We start from the raw sequence: 16526 nt of genomic DNA, 5'->3' as shown, positions 1-16526 counted from the left end.
TTGCTCCCAACGAGGTGAACGATGGCCAGTGGCGATATTACCCGTTATGTTATTACCGTAACCTTCCATGAAGATTCCCTGACCGAGATTAACGAACTCAATAATCATCTGACGCGCAGCGGTTTTTTGCTGACATTAACGGACGATGAAGGGAATGTGCATGAGCTCGGCACCAATACGTTTGGCTTTGTTAGCGCTCAGAGCGCTGATGAAATCAAAGCGCTTGTCGCCGGACTTGCGAAAAGCGCGTTAGATAAGGATGTCGACATTACCGTGGCGACCTGGGAGGCGTGGAGTAAAAACGCACAATAAGTGCCATTCCCGCCGCGGCGCGTCCGCGATGTGCGTTAGTTCGTATTTTTCAACCGCATTTTTGCGCTAACCTTATGATCTGGCAGACAACGTGGGGAGAGACATTATGTGGCAAGCTATCAGTCGTCTTTTAAGCGAGCAAGTCGGTGAAGGCGAAATCGAACTGCGTAATGAACTGCCAGGCGGAGAAGTTCATGCCGCATGGCATTTACGTTATGCAGGCCATGATTTTTTCGTAAAGTGCGATGAACGAGAAATGCTTCGCGGTTTTACCGCTGAAGCCGATCAGCTGGAGCTGCTCTCCCGCAGTAAAACCGTTGTTGTGCCTAAGGTATGGGCGGTAGGTTCGGATCGGGATTACAGCTTTTTAGTCATGGACTACCTCTCGCCCCGCCCGCTGGATGCCCATAATGCGTTTATTCTTGGGCAACAGCTGGCGCGCCTGCACCAATGGAGCGACCAACCTCAATTCGGCCTCGATTTTGATAACGCGCTCTCTACCACGCCGCAGCCGAATACCTGGCAACGCCGTTGGTCGACTTTTTTCGCCGAACAGCGCATTGGCTGGCAGCTTGAACTCGCTGCGGAAAAAGGCATTACCTTTGGTAATATTGACGCCATTGTTGAACATGTTCAGCAACGTCTGGCGTCGCATCAACCGCAGCCTTCTCTTTTGCATGGCGATCTATGGTCGGCGAACTGCGCGCTTGGCCCTGACGGCCCCTATATCTTCGATCCAGCCTGCTATTGGGGCGACAGAGAATGCGATCTGGCGATGCTGCCGCTGCATACCGATCAGCCACCGCAGATTTATGATGGCTATCAGTCCGTTTCGCCGCTACCGCTGGATTTTCTCGACAGGCAGCCGATTTACCAGCTCTACACCCTGCTTAATCGGGCAAGGCTGTTTGGCGGTCAGCACCTGGCTACTGCGCAAAAAGCGATGGATCGGCTGCTTGCGGTATAGGTACAGCCCATGCCGGATACGGGCTATCCGGCATTTTTCAGTTTACATGAAGCCTAACAAGGAAAAGAAAAAGTAGCCGAGCACGATAGTAATGACCGGCAAAATATAGAGCGGGAAAAACTGTAAAAAGATGGTATGGTGCGGCACCACGATACGTGACTCTATCTGCTCACGCGTTAGCCCTTCCGCGCCTTTTGCTTTTTCCAGAATCAACTGATCTTCCACGCCTTCACGCAAAAAACGTGACTGGCGGCTCATTCTGGCGCCGGAATCCTGCATCGCCAGCCCGACAAAAATCAGAATAAAAATGAGCCAGAAACCGATATTCAGGCTTCCCTGAAAATTCGGCGTCGGCGAGTTGTACCAAAAAACATTCAGAAACGGCGTATTCACGCGCATCATGTCTATCATTACGTGGGTAAAATCCAGCATTACCGCATTTATCCCCTCCTGCTTTTCACTGTGCGCATACATAAATTTAAGGACTGAGATGAGCGTGGAAAGCAGTGCCGGAATAAAAATAACCCACCCAACAACTCTTTTTAGGATTGCAATGCGTCCAGCTTGTTGATACGTCATGAGTTCCCCTTGATAAAGACGCGTCGTTTTGGCCTAAGTCTACCTGTTGATTCCCGTTTTCGCCTGATCTTTAAGGGCGATATACTAAGAACATGGTCATAATGAACGCTTAATTCGTTATTTTTTAATCTCAACAGGAGAGGTTGTGATGTCAACCCCACGTCAAATTCTTGCTGCAATTTTCGATATGGATGGACTACTGATCGATTCCGAACCGCTCTGGGATCGCGCTGAACTGGACGTGATGGCAAGTTTAGGCGTAGATATTACTCGGCGCCATGAGTTACCAGACACGCTTGGGCTACGCATTGATATGGTTGTCGATCTCTGGTTTGCGCAGCAACCGTGGAGCGGCCCCGATCGCCAGGAAGTGACAAACCGTGTCATTGCCCGCGCGATTACGCTTATCGAAGAGACGCGCCCTCTTTTACCGGGTGTGCGCGAGGCCGTGGCGCTGTGTAAAGCGCAGGGGCTATTAGTGGGGCTTGCCTCGGCATCGCCGCTGCATATGCTGGAAAAAGTGCTCACCATGTTTGAACTGCGCGACAGTTTTGACGCGCTGGCCTCTGCGGAAAAATTGCCCTACAGCAAACCGCATCCGCAGGTCTATCTGGATTGTGCGGCCAAACTAGGCGTTGATCCATTAACCTGTGTGGCGCTGGAGGATTCAGTGAATGGTTTAATCGCGGCAAAGGCGGCGCGAATGCGCGCCATTGTGGTGCCAGCAGAAGAAAACCAGCATGATCCGCGCTTTGCGCTGGCGAATATCAAACTTAACTCACTGACAGAGCTGACGGCGGCGCATCTACTCGGTTAAGATGTTTCCGAAACAAAGTCAACGGGCAATTAGCCGCTGAGCCAGACAGCAAGCGGCTTTGACAGAGACAAAGAGTTACAACGTCACCACTTCCGCCTACTGTATAAAAACCCTATACTGTATGAATTGACAGTTTAATGGGTTTTATCATGACGGCGGAAGGACATCTTCTTTTTTCTATAGCCAGCGCGGTTTTCGCCAAGAATGCCGAGTTAACGCCCGTCCTTGCGCACGGCGACTGGTGGCATATTATTCCTTCGGCTATTTTGACCTGTCTGCTGCCGGATATCGACCACCCCAAATCTTTTCTTGGTCAGCGCCTGAAATGGGTATCGAAACCGATCGCCCGCGCGTTCGGTCACCGGGGGTTTACCCATAGTCTGCTGGCGGTCTTTGCCCTACTGGCGACCTTTTATCTCAAGGTACCGGATACGTGGATTATCCCGGCGGATGCGCTGCAAGGCATGGTACTCGGCTATTTAAGCCATATCGTCGCGGATATGCTCACCCCCGCAGGCGTTCCCTTACTGTGGCCGTGTCGCTGGCGTTTCCGCCTGCCTATTCTGGCGCCGCGCAAGGGCAATCAACTGGAGCGATTTTTATGTATGGCGTTGTTTGCCTGGGCGGTGTGGATGCCGCAATCCATGCCGGAAAACAACGTCATACGCTGGTCTTCGCAGATGATCACTATCCTGCAAATGCAGTTCAATCGTTTTATAAATCACCAGATTGATTAGTAAACCAACGCCAAAGTCATTTTTGGTATAAACCATTCCATTTGAATATAAGAGCCAGCTCACAGTTCTGCTAATCTTGCGCGAACAGAATCGCTAAAACACAGCGCTTCATAATAAAAAAATCAGGAGAACGGGGATGAATTTTCCATTAATTGCGAACATTGCGGTGTTCGTCATTCTGCTGTTTGTACTGGCGCAGGCCCGTCATAAACAGTGGAGTCTGGCTAAAAAAGTGCTTGTCGGCCTTGTGATGGGCGTGGTCTTTGGTCTGGCCCTGCACACCATTTATGGCGCTGACAGTCAGGTGTTAAAAGACTCCATTCAGTGGTTCAATATTGTCGGCAACGGCTATGTGCAATTGCTACAAATGATTGTGATGCCGCTGGTATTCGCCTCTATTTTAAGCGCCGTGGCACGACTGCATAACGCCTCTCAATTGGGGAAAATCAGTTTTCTGACTATCGGCACACTGTTATTTACTACCCTTATCGCAGCGCTGGTGGGCGTGCTGGTTACCAATCTGTTCGGACTGACGGCGGAAGGTCTGGTTCAGGGCGGCGCGGAAACCGCGCGTCTGAATGCCATTGAGACGAGCTATGTCGGCAAAGTGGCCGATCTCAGCGTGCCGCAGCTGGTGCTGTCTTTTGTACCGAAAAATCCGTTTGCGGATCTGACTGGCGCAAATCCTACGTCTATTATCAGCGTGGTGATTTTCGCCGCATTCCTGGGCGTGGCCGCGCTTAAACTGCTGAAAGATGATGCGCCAAAAGGCGAGCGTGTGCTTGTTGCTATCGATACCCTGCAAAGCTGGGTGATGAAGCTGGTGCGTCTGGTGATGCAACTTACGCCTTATGGCGTACTGGCGCTGATGACGAAAGTGGTTGCCGGCTCCAATCTGCAGGACATTATTAAGCTTGGAAGCTTCGTGGTAGCGTCATATCTTGGTCTGGCGATAATGTTTGTGGTTCACGGCATACTATTGGGCGTGAACGGGATTAGCCCGCTGAAATATTTCCGCAAGGTGTGGCCGGTGCTGACATTTGCCTTTACCAGCCGCTCCAGCGCCGCCTCCATTCCACTTAATGTGGAAGCGCAAACCCGCCGCCTGGGCGTGCCGGAGTCCATCGCCAGCTTTGCTGCCTCTTTTGGCGCGACCATCGGCCAAAACGGTTGTGCCGGTCTTTATCCTGCGATGTTGGCGGTAATGGTTGCGCCGACGGTCGGCATCAACCCCTTAGACCCCGTATGGATAGCCACGCTGGTGGGTATCGTTACCGTAAGTTCGGCGGGTGTTGCCGGCGTTGGCGGCGGCGCGACCTTCGCCGCGCTGATTGTGCTGCCTGCCATGGGCTTACCGGTCACGCTGGTCGCGCTGTTAATCTCCGTCGAACCGTTGATTGATATGGGCCGTACCGCACTGAACGTGAGCGGCTCAATGACCGCGGGTACGCTGACCAGCCAGTGGCTGAAGCAGACCGATAAAACCATTCTCGATAGCGGAGAAGACGCCGAACTGGCGCATCGATAATACATTATCGGGAGTTCACATCGTCTGAGACACGACGATCAACAACTCAAAATGTCTGTCACTAAAAACGCCGGTCTCCAGTACCGGCGTTTTGTTTTTTCTTAGTCAGCGATTTCGTTTTCCTGGCGAACCTGATTCGCCCAACGTTGCGCCGATTCTGGCACGCTAAAGGCGGGCGACCGTTGAAATGACTCCCCCGTCAGAACAAAGGCAACATATTTACCGCGCAGTATCCAGACGTCGCGAAACGTATCCATTTTTATCGCATGTTCCGGCGGCGCGGGTTCAACACGCGGAATATAGCTAATAATCTGGCGATTTTGCTGGCGAAGAGGTTTCATCATTAATGCTTCACTAAAAGAGGCTAAGGCTAAAAATCAGAAAAACACTATTTTAGCCGATCTTCGCCCCCGACGTCCTGTTCCGCGCGTGCGATTTCCCCGTTATACCCTGTCTTCCGTTCCGCTCTCCCCCGGCATAATTGCTGAAATGTTCTATAGTTAGAGTGATTTTGACTACTACCACGCCCATTTCAGTGATGAAAGCAGGAGACGAGTTCAATGTCGCATAATGAGAAATCCCCCCATCAGTCCCCCGTGCATGATACCCGTGAATCACAGCCCGGCCTGGACTCCCTGGCGCCGTCAGACGGTTCACATCGCCCCACGCCAGAACCGACGCCGCCGGGCGCGCAACCGACGGCCCCCGGCAGCTTAAAAGCGCCCGAGACCGCGAATGATAAGCTCACTGCCCTCGACGCCTTTCGTAAAGGCAGCGAAAATTATGCGCTGACCACCAATCAGGGCGTGCGCATCGCCGACGATCAAAATTCTCTTCGCGCCGGCAGCCGTGGCCCTACGCTGTTGGAAGATTTTATCCTGCGCGAGAAAATTACCCACTTTGACCATGAGCGTATCCCGGAGAGGATCGTTCACGCCCGCGGATCTGCAGCGCACGGCTATTTTCAGCCATATAAAGACCTGAGCGACATCACGAAAGCCGCGTTTCTGTGCGATCCACAGAAAATTACCCCGGTCTTTGTTCGTTTTTCGACAGTACAGGGCGGCGCGGGGTCTGCTGATACCGTACGTGATATCCGCGGTTTTGCGACCAAATTTTATACCGAAGAGGGAATTTTCGATCTCGTCGGTAATAACACGCCGATCTTTTTTATCCAGGATGCGCATAAGTTTCCGGATTTTGTGCACGCCGTTAAGCCCGAACCTCATTGGGCTATTCCGCAAGGACAGAGCGCGCACGACACCTTCTGGGACTATGTTTCCTTACAGCCTGAGACGCTGCACAACGTCATGTGGGCAATGTCGGATCGCGGTATTCCACGGAGTTATCGGACGATGGAAGGGTTCGGCATTCACACCTTCCGTCTGATCAATGCACAAGGGAAAGCGACCTTTGTCCGTTTCCACTGGAAACCGTTGGCAGGTAAAGCCTCGCTGGTGTGGGATGAGTCACAAAAACTGACCGGTCGCGATCCGGATTTTCACCGCCGGGATCTGTGGGAGGCCATCGAAGCGGGCGATTTCCCGGAATACGAGCTGGGCCTACAACTCATTGCCGAAGAGGATGAATTTAAATTCGATTTTGATCTGCTCGATCCGACCAAACTGATTCCGGAAGAGTTGGTGCCAGTACAACGCGTCGGCAAAATGGTGTTAAACCGTAATCCGGATAACTTTTTCGCTGAAAACGAACAGGCGGCATTTCATCCAGGGCATATTGTTCCCGGCATTGATTTTACCAACGATCCGCTGTTACAGGGGCGTCTGTTCTCTTATACCGACACGCAAATCAGCCGTCTGGGCGGGCCAAACTTCCACGAAATTCCGATTAACCGCCCTACCTGCCCCTACCATAACTTCCAGCGTGACGGTATGCACCGGATGGATATCGACACCAATCCGGCGAACTATGAACCGAACTCCATTAATGACAACTGGCCGCGCGAAACGCCGCCAGCGCCAAAACGCGGCGGCTTCGAATCATACCAGGAACGCGTGGATGGCAATAAAATCCGCGAACGCAGCCCTTCTTTTGGTGAATATTACGCGCATCCTCGCCTGTTCTGGCTCAGTCAGACGCCGATAGAGCAGCAGCATATTATTGACGCGTTCAGCTTTGAACTGGGTAAAGTCGCCCGCGCGTATATTCGGGAGCGGGTGGTCGATCAGTTAGCGCATATTGATGTCACGCTGGCTCAGGGCGTCGCGCATAATCTCGGTTTTGCACTCACCCATGAGCAAACGCAAATTGCCCCGCCTCCTGATGTCAACGGTCTGAAAAAAGATCCGGCGCTCAGCCTGTATGCGGTGCCGGACGGCGATGTTAAAGGCCGCGTGGTCGCTATCCTGCTGAACGACAAGGTTAACGCCGCCGATCTGCTGACCATTTTGCAGGCTTTAAAAGCTAAAGGCGTCCACGCAAAACTGCTCTATTCACGGATGGGTGAAGTAACGGCTGATGACGGTTCAACATTAACTATTGCGGCAACCTTTGCCGGCGCGCCGTCGCTAACGGTCGATGCGGTAATAGTACCGTGCGGCAATATTGCCGATATCGAGAGTTGCGGCGATGCCCGTTACTACCTTCTGGAAGCCTACAAACATCTGAAGCCCATCGCACTGGCAGGCGACGCCCGACGGTTTAAGGCGCTTTTAAACATTGATAGCCAGGGGGAAGAAGGACTTGTTGAGGCAGATAACGTTGACCACCACTTTATGGACACTCTATTGACGTTGATGGCGGCACACCGTGTCTGGTCGCGTGCGGGGAAAATTAACGCGATTCCTGCATAAACGGCAAAAAATGCGGCGCATTCTTGCGCCGCAAACTCAGGAGCTAAATATCAAGAAAACTGCCAGGACGATATCCACGTTCTGCAATCGCTGCCTTGAGTGACACAGACGTCAACACCTCCAGTTCAGTTAAGCGGGGGTAACAATAGGCGCTCTGGCGAATAATGTTGTCCACAAATGCCGGATGACACATCACCTCCAGAGAGGCTTCTCCTCGATGCGCCGAGGCATCCAGAATGCGTAAAAAGCACGCTTCGGTGATCTCCTCGCCGTAAAATTCACTACTAAATCCTTGAGTGCTGCGCAAATCCGACGGCAGATCGTCGGCGTTCAACACCGTCTGGCGGTCAATACGTAACGCAATCCCGCGCTGCGCCGCAAAGCGGGCGACGATGGGGAAAATTTGCGGGAACATATGCACATGATGGTGGCTGTCGAGATGCGTTGGCTCGCGGCCAAATACGTCGATGAAACGCTGATACTGACACGCCAGTTCATGCGCAATTTCATCCAGCGGAAGCGTATCCTCCTCCGCCATTTGCCAGATCCATTTCCCCAACAGGCCGTCTCGCGTCAGGCCCGGCATCTCTGACACCGGTTTGCCTAACGTCAAAACAAAATGCATTCCCACCCCAAGCGCAGGCAGCTCGCGGCTAAGCTGCGCCGCATGGTCAATAGCCTCGCCATTGACCAGCGCCGTCGTGGAGGTCACAACGCCGTTGCGATATGCTTCAACAATGCCGTAATTTTGCCCTTTACTCAGGCCAAAATCATCGGCATTCACAATCAACACGCGTTCCATAGCCTACCTCTGTCAGTGGTGCTTACCTTTAAGCGCTTCGATGCAAGCGGCAAAATTAGGCAGCCATTTTTCATGCGCCAGAATGAGCTCACGCGCCAGGACTTCTGCGTCGCGGTCGGAATGCACCAGCGGACTCAGGTTAAGCGCCAGCAGCACATCATTAAAGTTTCCGCTCAGCGCCGCATTGCTGGCCGCGACCTCAAATCCTTTAATAGTGTGGATAAGCCCCAGCACTTTTTCGTCAAAACGGGTGATACGCGGGTGCGGCGTCGCGCCATTGCGTCCCAGAATGCAGGTCATTTCCACCGCCCAGTCCGCCGGGATATTCTCGACATGCCCATGATGTGGAATATTAACGTAATGCTCAGTCTGCTTGTCATTATAAATAGCGTTAATGACTTCACAAGCGGCATCGGAATAATAAGCGCCGCCGCGTTGTTCAAGCTCTTTCGGCTTCACGTTTAGCTCAGGATTTTTGTACAAGTCGAAGAGTTGTTTCTCCACTTTCTGTACGACCTGAGCGCGCGCGCCGCCTTTGTAATATTCGCCCATTTCAATCGCCAGCATCTCTTTTTGCTTGAAGTAATACAACAAATAAGAGCACGGCAGCATGTTCAGCGAGCGAATCAATCCTTCACTAAACGGCAGATCAAAGATATTTTTTACGGTTGATGCTTTCAACTGACCGGACGCCACGCCATCCAGTAATTCTGCGAACCGTGAGGTGCCATTCACCAGCACATCTTTAATAAAGACCATATGGTTTAGACCAAACAGGTCAATGGAAAGATCGTCATTCTCATTCAGCGCCAGCACGTCATGAATAAACATTTTCATGCCGACAGGAATATTACATACGCCAATGAACTTTTTAAAGTTGGTATGACGATAAACCGCTTCCGTCACCATCCCCGCCGGATTAGTAAAGTTAATGACCCACGCATTCGGACATAATTCTTCAACATCTTTAATGATGTCAAAAATAACCGGAATGGTACGCAACCCTTTAAATAAACCGCCAGCGCCGTTGGTTTCTTGCCCCAGATAGCCGTGGCTAAGCGGGATACGCTCGTCCAGTTCACGGGCTTTGAGTTGACCAACGCGTAGCTGGGTAGTAACAAAATTAGCGTCTTTCAGCGCTTCCCGGCGATCCAGCGTTTTATACAATTTTAGCGGAACGCCTGCTTTATCAATCATTCGCTGGCAGAGATCATAAATAATGCCCAGCTTCTCTTTCCCGCCTTCAACGTCAACCAGCCATAATTCGGTGACAGGTAATTCATGGTAGCGTTTAATAAAGCCTTCAAGTAATTCAGGGGTGTAGCTGCTCCCGCCACCAATAGTGACGACTTTTAATTTCTGGCTCATAATATCTCCCTTCAGTGTATGACACTGATATGTATTACGCTATGCCCGCTCGTAAGAAATAGCGTGACGTTCCCCGCGCTATTGGGGCAAGCGTGAAATGTAATTAATCGAGCAATGCAAACCGTTACTCATTAATTTCCGTCAATCGCTTCCGATAACTATTCGGCGTGAATGAGGTCATCTTCTTAAACGTTTTAATAAACAGACTTGGACTGCTATACCCGGCTTCATAAGCAATATCCGTAACCGAATAGTTGGTCATTTCCAACTGTTTCTTGGCAAAATTAATGCGAATCTCATTAATGATTTGCATCGGCGTTTTGCTGTAATAACGTCGGGTGGCGCGCGTCAGATACTCCTGGGATTTTGCCGACAGGCGCACCATATTTTCCAGCGCATGTTCGCCAAACTGCGTTTTATCATGCATTATCTCCACGGTTGCTTTCAGCCATTGTGGAATATCATCATAAACCTGCTCTTCGCGGTAATGACGTAAGCGGTTTATAATATAAAATGTCACCACTTCAATAAATTCGTCGAGCCCATTACCGCGAAAGTTCAACGACGCAATCACCGTTTCAATATAGGTAAGGAAGGTGCTATTCGCCCTGTATACCTGCGATGCCACAAAACAAAACGGCAGTAACGGAAGATAATGCTGTTCAAAAAAACGTTTACTAATTCCTACGTTCAGAATACGCGTTGCGCCAAACTCATAGAAACTTTGGTGATTCGAACCCACCGGGATAAAAACAAAATCTCCACGTTCCAGCAGCACACGCTTCCCGTTAATCTCCTGGTAATAACGTCCGGTTAATACCAGGGTAAATTCATAATAGTCGTGCTGATGCAGCCCGGTGACGCTTTCCGTCTTGTTATAGATAAACACATGGAAATTTTTGCCATTGAAGAGCTGCTGCTCATAAACCGTTTTGATTTCCGTTGCGTTAACCTGTAGCTGCATCATCCGCCCCCTGTTATTTCAGTTTCTCATGGAGCTCAATCAACTCGGCGATCAGTTCACGAGCCAGCATTGAGGTCATCAAATGATCCTGAGCGTGAACCAGGACCAGACTGACTTTCATTTTACCTTCGCCCTGATCGCCTTCGATGAGTTTTGTCTGCACAAGATGCGCTTCATTGAGCGCTATGCGCGACTGGTCCATCATCGCTTTCGCCGCCTCAAAATCGCCTTCTTTCGCTTTTCTGAGCGCGCCATATGCCAGGCTGCGCGCCTGACCAGAATTGATGATAAGCCCCATAACGACTTCTTCGAGTTCCTCAGCCGCTGTCTGGTTATCTACAACATTTTCAAGATCAAACATAGTCTTTCCTCTGATTCAGCCCGGCATGGCATCCCATGCCGACGCGGAGTTTAGAATTTCAGTGCGTTAGCGATATCTTCTTCGCTTTCTTCCTGCTCGATGGCGTTCTGCGCTTTGTTAGCCACCACCACGAAGGGGAGATAAATCAGGGTAGCGACCGCTAGGTTAAATAGCGCAACCAGTAATGCGGCGACGCTGCCGTTGGTGTTAAAGAACGCCCCCAGCCCGGTTGGCATGGTCCACGGCGCAATATTGGTAATCGGCGGAATAATACCCAAATAGTAAGCCACCAGCGTAATCGCCGCCAGAATCGGTTGTACCAGAATAAAGGGGATAAACATCACCGGGTTCATAATAATCGGCAGACCAAACAGGATGGGTTCGTTAATCTGGAAGATACCTGACGGCAGCGCCAGTTTTGCCACCTGGCGATAGTCCGCGCGACGAGATGCGAGGAAGATAGCGATGATCAGACCCAGCGTTGCGCCGCTACCACCGAGGAAGATATAAGAATCCAGCATCGGTTTCGCCCAGATATGGAACGTTTTACCGGCTTCCAGCGCCGCATCGACGGAGCCATACTGCTGGTAAATAGAGATGTTTTCCAGCGCCCAGGGCGTCATGATGCCGCTGTCCAGCGCGGTCAGCGCCAGCGAACCATGAATACCAAAGAACCACAGCAGCGGTACAAAAATGACATATGCCCACCCTACCACGCTACCCAGCGATGCCAGCGGCGTAGAGATAGTGTCCATAATAATCTGATGGAAGTTAGAACCGTAATTAGACAGCGCCCAGGCAATAATCCCCATAATAGAGAGAATAATAAAGCCGGGAATTAATGCTGAGAATGAACGAGACACCGAAGCCGGTACGCTGTCCGGTAGCTTAATCACCCAGTTACGCCGGACAATAAATGTAAACATCTCCGCGACCACCAGGCCAATAATAATACCGGAGATAATATTCGCGCCGCCCAGCCAGTTAGCGCCTACGGCATAGGCCTCGCCGACACTATACGGCGTTACGGTCATAAATGCCGCCACGGAGAGCAGTCCGGCGGCCAGCGCATCAACCTTGCGCTCTTCCGCCAGCGCCATGCCGATAAAAAATGGCGCCATGAGCGACATAATGCCCAATGTGCCGTTATAGACGTTCCCGCCGATGCCTTTCAATCCATTAAGTGTTTCAATGGTTGAGGCATCAAGCCGAATGCCCATGGAATAAAAAAACGACCCCTCCCCAAAGCTCAGGAAAACGTTATTAATTAATACAAACATCGCCCCCGCAAGGGTTAATGGCATTAAACGAATAAAGCCGTTCTTGATTGCATTAACGTGTGGCTGCTTTCCTATTTTTACAGCAAAAGGAAGGAGTACCTTTTCAAGTGAAGCAATAACGTTACTCATAGAAAAATACCCTTAAATACCGCAATAAAATATTGCGGTTAGTGTATGAAATAACTCTTTGACGGGAAAAATTAAAAAATAATTAATTCGCGGCGGCTTTTTTAATTGCCGCTACCGCAGCTTTAAGCACGCCTAAACCATCTACCTTGCCGTACAACATTGAATCAATGACTTCTACCGGTTTACCGGGTAATAAACGCTGAATTTCGGGGAGCATATAAGCAATTTGCGGGCCTAATAACACGACGTCCGCTGCCGGGCCTTTTTCACCGGCCAGGGTTTCAGGGAATGCTTCAATAATAACCGGTACTTCATATTTTTCAGCCTGAGCGCGCATTTTTGATACCAGTAACGATGTTGACATGCCCGCAGAACAAAACAGATAAATGTGTTTCTTTTCCATAAAAACCTTCCTCATGTGCGATTATCTGTCAACCAGATACGCCGCAAGCCTCAACCTGCATCCATACTCTGGGCGACTTGCGTAACCGGATTTACTTTTTTAGGTGGCTGAAATGAGTATACGGGATCGGACCGCCGGATGGTATTTCCTTGACCCACTAAATTGTCTCTCATTGACCTGGCGTTATGACCCCCCTCACATTTCGGGCAAATAATTCGCGATAATAAATAAGGTTATTGCAGGCACAAAAAAACCGGCTCGCAGGCCGGTTTCCTTGAATGTTCAGGCAATGTACAGTTGTTACTGCTTCGGCGCCTGTGGGTCAGTGTCGTACTCCGCACAGGTCTGGTAGCCGGAGTTAATCACGTGCCCGGTATCATCCAGCGCAACAAAGTAGGTTTCCGCTTTACCATCACGTTGACCCAGGATGTAGGTCTGACAGGTACCGCGCGCATGAATCATGCTCACTTCAGATGACGGTTTGCCCGCAATCTGCGCAACCTGTGCCCTGCTCATTCCTTTTTTAACATCTTTAACGACAGGCTCAACAAATTGGTCTTTTGTACGATCATACGCCGTACAGCCTGCCAGCATAGTCATTACCGCCGCTGCGCTTAAAATTCCTGCTACGTTCTTGTTCATTTTCCGTCCTCTTGTTTATCAGCGTGTTATGTAAGCCTGGAATACATCAGAATATTTTTCAAGCCGCGACCCGCCACAAAAAGCCTTTCGGAAAATTCTCTAACGCGGCGATATGTTGTTTTAAACACCGCTTAGCCCGCCAAACCTTGTCGTTTCAGCGGCGAAGGGTTAGCTTTAACAGGGTAAAGATTCATTTTTTTAATGTCGAAGGGGGTTAAATGACTCTGCAGCAAGAGATAATCCAGGCGCTTGGCGCGAAACCGCATATCAACCCTGAAGAAGAAATTCGCCGCAGCGTGGATTTTCTTAAAGCGTACCTGAAAACCTATCCCTTTTTGAAATCGCTGGTGTTAGGCATCAGCGGCGGGCAGGATTCGACGCTGGCCGGGAAACTTAGCCAGATGGCTATCGCCGAATTGCGGGAAGAGACCGGTGATAATGCGCTGCAGTTTATCGCCGTTCGTCTGCCTTATGGCGTGCAGGCCGATGAACAGGATTGCCAGGACGCCATTGCTTTTATTCAGCCGGACAGAGTACTCACCGTCAATATTAAAGGCGCCGTCCTCGCCAGCGAACAGGCGCTGCGCGAAGCGGGAATTGAGCTGAGCGATTTTGTTCGCGGCAATGAAAAAGCGCGTGAGCGAATGAAAGCGCAATATAGCATCGCCGGTATGACTCACGGCGTCGTGGTGGGCACCGACCATGCGGCGGAAGCGATAACCGGGTTCTTCACCAAATATGGCGATGGCGGTACCGACATTAACCCGCTTCATCGCCTTAACAAACGCCAGGGCAAACAGCTTCTCGCAGCGCTGGGCTGTCCTGAGCATCTGTATAAAAAAGTCCCCACCGCCGATTTGGAAGACGACCGCCCTTCACTACCTGATGAAGCCGCGCTGGGCGTAACGTATGACAATATTGACGATTACCTGGAAGGCAAAACGCTGGACCCCGCCATCGCTAAAACTATCGAAGGCTGGTATGTAAAAACTGAACATAAGCGCCGTTTACCGATTACGGTATTCGACGACTTTTGGAAAAAGTAAGCGTACTTCTACTGTTGCGCCGGATATCGCTCGTCTATCCGGCCTCCTCTCTTCCCAGCCTCTTTTTTAATCACCCATCCGCTGTTATACTGGATGAATAACCAGTTAACGGAGATCACTGTGGTACGGCGTCAATCAGCCCCCCGCCTTGAGTTTGAAGCGGCGGCCATTTACGAATATCCAGAACATTTACGTCCTTTCCTCAGCGAAGCGCCAGCCTTACCGGGCGTCTATATATTTCATAGCGAAAGCGATACGCTGCCGCTTTATATCGGTAAAAGCGTAAATATTCGCAGCCGGGTGCTCTCACATCTGCGAACGCCTGACGAGGCCGCTATGCTGCGACAGGCGCGGCGGATAAGCTGGATCTGCACCGCTGGGGAAATGGGCGCGTTGCTGCTGGAGGCGCGGCTGATCAAAGAACAACAGCCGCTGTTTAACAAGCGGTTACGGCGTAATCGCCAGCTTTGCTCTCTACAGTTGAGCGAACAAAAGATTGAGGTCGTTTCCGCCCGCAGCGTCGATTTTTCCCATGAGCCGAACCTGTTTGGGCTCTTCGCCAACCGTCGGGCGGCGCTGCAAAGCTTACAGAACCTCGCCGATGAACAAAAATTGTGTTATGGCCTGCTGGGGCTTGAACCGGTAAGCCGTGGGCGCGCCTGTTTTCGTTTCGCTCTGAAGCGCTGCGCTGGCGCGTGCTGTGGGCAAGAAACCCCGCAGGCGCATTTTCTTCGCCTGCAGGCCTCACTGGAACGGTTACGTGTGGTTTGCTGGCCCTGGAAAGGCGCTATCGCGTTAAAAGAGAGCCGCCCACAAATGACCCAGTTCCACATTATCAACAACTGGTTATGGCTGGGGGCGGTCCCCTCGCTGGATGAGGCCACCACCCTGGTGCGCACCCCTGCGGGCTTTGATCAGGATGGCTATAAAATTCTCTGTAAACCGTTAATGTCAGGTCAATATGAGATCATTGAACTGCACACCGACTGTCGCCAGTCATAAAGAAAACCGCCGATCCTGTCCACCTCAACGATTGTGTTGTCGACAAGACCGGCGGTCTTAAATTATGCGGAAAGTTATTCTGCCGCAGCAGGCATTTTACCTTGTTGCGCCGGGCGTTCTGTCAGACGCTTCTCAAAATTAGCGTTATATTGCTTTTTCTGCTCCGGTGTCAGAACGTTATAAATTTTATTCTGGGTTTCCATATGCGCCAGCATATTGGCCTTGCGCTGCGCTTCCATTTTCGTAATTTGCGCTTCGGCTTTGGCTTTATCGAAGGTATCGCTGGCGATAATATCATGCATGGCGCGACGCTCTTCCAGCAGCGGACGTTTCATTTGCTCGCGCTGCGCTTTCATAATATCGCGAATTTGTTGCTTCTGTGCGTCTGTCAGGTTCAGGTTTTTAAACATCATATCGTGATGTGGGCCAAATTTACCTTTATGCTGCATCATTGGCTTCGCATCCGCTGGCGCGGCGGTGGTAGTCTCAGCGGCATGAGCCAGATTCGCAGCACCCATCGCCAGGGTAGAGGCAACAAATAGAGCAGTCAGTTTACGCATATTTCCATCCTTCCTTTCAGTTATTTTTACGGCATATTTAAAACAGCGCCGTGTTGTCGTGATTAACTTTAACCGTCTTAGCGTCAATTAGTCATAACAACGGTAAAACAATGAAAGTATAAAAAACACTTTTTCGCCAATTGTGAAGAAAAAAAGAATAAATTGCGCAGAGTTGAAAGATAAATATACAGTAGCATGATATAGCAGAAATTATGC

18 protein-coding genes are annotated in these 16526 nt (G+C 50.7%); 8 read left to right on the top strand and 10 right to left on the bottom strand.

Annotated elements, in window-relative coordinates; all coding sequences use genetic code 11:
* The first annotated feature begins 21 nt into the window (after positions 1-21).
* Positions 22-312, top strand: a complete 291-nt coding sequence (gene ghoS / locus ACLJRE_RS05465; RefSeq protein ID WP_000146133.1) for a type V toxin-antitoxin system endoribonuclease antitoxin GhoS — start codon at positions 22-24, stop codon at positions 310-312.
* 106 nt (positions 313-418) lie between these two features.
* On the top strand, positions 419-1279 hold the full coding sequence (locus tag ACLJRE_RS05460) for a fructosamine kinase family protein (RefSeq protein WP_000267686.1): 861 nt from the start codon (positions 419-421) through the stop codon (positions 1277-1279).
* A 42-nt stretch (positions 1280-1321) separates the two neighbouring features.
* Here the strand turns inward: ACLJRE_RS05460 and ACLJRE_RS05455 are convergent, their stop codons facing one another.
* Positions 1322-1858 (bottom strand): YniB family protein, encoded by a 537-nt coding sequence (locus ACLJRE_RS05455; protein WP_023212243.1) that lies wholly within the window; start codon positions 1856-1858, stop codon positions 1322-1324.
* A gap of 148 nt (positions 1859-2006) precedes the next feature.
* Between ACLJRE_RS05455 and hxpB the strand changes: the two genes are divergently transcribed.
* The 3 genes from hxpB (at position 2007) to tcyP (ending at position 4940) form a co-directional block, all read left to right on the top strand.
* Entirely contained in the window at positions 2007-2675 is a 669-nt protein-coding gene (gene hxpB / locus ACLJRE_RS05450) for a hexitol phosphatase HxpB (RefSeq protein WP_000106852.1), read from the top strand.
* A 137-nt stretch (positions 2676-2812) separates the two neighbouring features.
* On the top strand, positions 2813-3412 hold the full coding sequence (locus ACLJRE_RS05445) for a metal-dependent hydrolase (protein ID WP_000505804.1): 600 nt from the start codon (positions 2813-2815) through the stop codon (positions 3410-3412).
* A gap of 136 nt (positions 3413-3548) precedes the next feature.
* Positions 3549-4940, top strand: a complete 1392-nt coding sequence (gene tcyP, locus ACLJRE_RS05440; RefSeq protein WP_001010663.1) for a cystine/sulfocysteine:cation symporter — start codon at positions 3549-3551, stop codon at positions 4938-4940.
* Between the two features lie 101 nt (positions 4941-5041).
* On the opposite strand, the gene cedA is transcribed toward tcyP, so the two are convergent.
* Positions 5042-5284, bottom strand: coding sequence for a cell division activator CedA (cedA, locus tag ACLJRE_RS05435; RefSeq protein WP_000977510.1), 243 nt, complete (start codon positions 5282-5284; stop codon positions 5042-5044).
* 216 nt (positions 5285-5500) lie between these two features.
* Here cedA and katE point away from each other — a divergent pair, with 216 nt between their 5' ends.
* Positions 5501-7753, top strand: a complete 2253-nt coding sequence (gene katE / locus ACLJRE_RS05430) for a catalase HPII (protein ID WP_000019097.1) — start codon at positions 5501-5503, stop codon at positions 7751-7753.
* Positions 7754-7796: 43 nt separating this feature from the next.
* On the opposite strand, the gene chbG is transcribed toward katE, so the two are convergent.
* The 7 genes from chbG to osmE form a co-directional block, all read right to left on the bottom strand.
* Entirely contained in the window at positions 7797-8555 is a 759-nt protein-coding gene (gene chbG / locus ACLJRE_RS05425; protein WP_023212244.1) for a chitin disaccharide deacetylase, read from the bottom strand.
* A 12-nt stretch (positions 8556-8567) separates the two neighbouring features.
* Positions 8568-9923, bottom strand: coding sequence for a 6-phospho-beta-glucosidase (locus ACLJRE_RS05420; protein WP_023212245.1), 1356 nt, complete (start codon positions 9921-9923; stop codon positions 8568-8570).
* A 124-nt stretch (positions 9924-10047) separates the two neighbouring features.
* The gene (gene chbR, locus ACLJRE_RS05415; protein WP_000983393.1) at positions 10048-10890 is read right to left on the bottom strand and encodes a transcriptional regulator ChbR; all 843 of its coding nucleotides are present in this window, start codon (positions 10888-10890) and stop codon (positions 10048-10050) included.
* A gap of 10 nt (positions 10891-10900) precedes the next feature.
* Entirely contained in the window at positions 10901-11248 is a 348-nt protein-coding gene (chbA, locus tag ACLJRE_RS05410) for a PTS N,N'-diacetylchitobiose transporter subunit IIA (RefSeq protein WP_000459883.1), read from the bottom strand.
* Between the two features lie 50 nt (positions 11249-11298).
* Positions 11299-12657 carry a PTS N,N'-diacetylchitobiose transporter subunit IIC gene (gene chbC / locus ACLJRE_RS05405; protein ID WP_000073063.1) on the bottom strand — a complete coding sequence of 453 codons (1359 nt, stop codon included), beginning with the start codon at positions 12655-12657 and terminating at the stop codon, positions 11299-11301.
* An 82-nt stretch (positions 12658-12739) separates the two neighbouring features.
* Positions 12740-13060: a PTS N,N'-diacetylchitobiose transporter subunit IIB gene (gene chbB / locus ACLJRE_RS05400; RefSeq protein WP_000412161.1), complete on the bottom strand. Its 321-nt coding sequence runs from the start codon at positions 13058-13060 to the stop codon at positions 12740-12742.
* Between the two features lie 300 nt (positions 13061-13360).
* Positions 13361-13702 carry an osmotically-inducible lipoprotein OsmE gene (osmE, locus tag ACLJRE_RS05395; protein WP_001039301.1) on the bottom strand — a complete coding sequence of 114 codons (342 nt, stop codon included), beginning with the start codon at positions 13700-13702 and terminating at the stop codon, positions 13361-13363.
* Between the two features lie 218 nt (positions 13703-13920).
* Between osmE and nadE the strand changes: the two genes are divergently transcribed.
* Positions 13921-14748, top strand: coding sequence for an ammonia-dependent NAD(+) synthetase (gene nadE, locus ACLJRE_RS05390; RefSeq protein ID WP_000174980.1), 828 nt, complete (start codon positions 13921-13923; stop codon positions 14746-14748).
* Positions 14749-14868: 120 nt separating this feature from the next.
* Complete coding sequence (gene cho, locus ACLJRE_RS05385) at positions 14869-15750, top strand: excinuclease Cho (protein ID WP_001605640.1); 882 nt, start codon at positions 14869-14871, stop codon at positions 15748-15750.
* A 74-nt stretch (positions 15751-15824) separates the two neighbouring features.
* On the opposite strand, the gene spy is transcribed toward cho, so the two are convergent.
* A complete protein-coding gene (gene spy, locus ACLJRE_RS05380; RefSeq protein ID WP_001228999.1) occupies positions 15825-16310 on the bottom strand; it encodes an ATP-independent periplasmic protein-refolding chaperone Spy in 486 nt (161 codons plus the stop codon).
* Positions 16311-16526: the final 216 nt, after the last annotated feature.

The organism is Salmonella sp. SAL04157 (assembly GCF_046551635.1).
In the GTDB taxonomy this organism is placed as follows: domain Bacteria; phylum Pseudomonadota; class Gammaproteobacteria; order Enterobacterales; family Enterobacteriaceae; genus Salmonella; species Salmonella enterica.
The sequence above is the reverse complement of the archived record's forward strand: the minus strand, read 5'-3'. Positions and strand labels throughout refer to the sequence as shown.

What these genes read in the sequence shown, in the direction of transcription:
- osmE (WP_001039301.1), bottom strand. Translation starts at nt 13,702, where the DNA reads ATGAACAAGAACGTAGCAGGAATTTTAAGCGCAGCGGCGGTAATGACT.
- chbA (WP_000459883.1), bottom strand. Translation starts at nt 11,248, where the DNA reads ATGTTTGATCTTGAAAATGTTGTAGATAACCAGACAGCGGCTGAGGAA.
- nadE (WP_000174980.1), top strand. Translation starts at nt 13,921, where the DNA reads ATGACTCTGCAGCAAGAGATAATCCAGGCGCTTGGCGCGAAACCGCAT.
- hxpB (WP_000106852.1), top strand. Translation starts at nt 2,007, where the DNA reads ATGTCAACCCCACGTCAAATTCTTGCTGCAATTTTCGATATGGATGGA.
- cedA (WP_000977510.1), bottom strand. Translation starts at nt 5,284, where the DNA reads ATGATGAAACCTCTTCGCCAGCAAAATCGCCAGATTATTAGCTATATT.
- spy (WP_001228999.1), bottom strand. Translation starts at nt 16,310, where the DNA reads ATGCGTAAACTGACTGCTCTATTTGTTGCCTCTACCCTGGCGATGGGT.
- ACLJRE_RS05445 (WP_000505804.1), top strand. Translation starts at nt 2,813, where the DNA reads ATGGGTTTTATCATGACGGCGGAAGGACATCTTCTTTTTTCTATAGCC.
- ACLJRE_RS05455 (WP_023212243.1), bottom strand. Translation starts at nt 1,858, where the DNA reads ATGACGTATCAACAAGCTGGACGCATTGCAATCCTAAAAAGAGTTGTT.
- ghoS (WP_000146133.1), top strand. Translation starts at nt 22, where the DNA reads ATGGCCAGTGGCGATATTACCCGTTATGTTATTACCGTAACCTTCCAT.
- chbB (WP_000412161.1), bottom strand. Translation starts at nt 13,060, where the DNA reads ATGGAAAAGAAACACATTTATCTGTTTTGTTCTGCGGGCATGTCAACA.
- chbR (WP_000983393.1), bottom strand. Translation starts at nt 10,890, where the DNA reads ATGATGCAGCTACAGGTTAACGCAACGGAAATCAAAACGGTTTATGAG.
- chbC (WP_000073063.1), bottom strand. Translation starts at nt 12,657, where the DNA reads ATGAGTAACGTTATTGCTTCACTTGAAAAGGTACTCCTTCCTTTTGCT.
- katE (WP_000019097.1), top strand. Translation starts at nt 5,501, where the DNA reads ATGTCGCATAATGAGAAATCCCCCCATCAGTCCCCCGTGCATGATACC.
- chbG (WP_023212244.1), bottom strand. Translation starts at nt 8,555, where the DNA reads ATGGAACGCGTGTTGATTGTGAATGCCGATGATTTTGGCCTGAGTAAA.
- tcyP (WP_001010663.1), top strand. Translation starts at nt 3,549, where the DNA reads ATGAATTTTCCATTAATTGCGAACATTGCGGTGTTCGTCATTCTGCTG.
- ACLJRE_RS05420 (WP_023212245.1), bottom strand. Translation starts at nt 9,923, where the DNA reads ATGAGCCAGAAATTAAAAGTCGTCACTATTGGTGGCGGGAGCAGCTAC.
- ACLJRE_RS05460 (WP_000267686.1), top strand. Translation starts at nt 419, where the DNA reads ATGTGGCAAGCTATCAGTCGTCTTTTAAGCGAGCAAGTCGGTGAAGGC.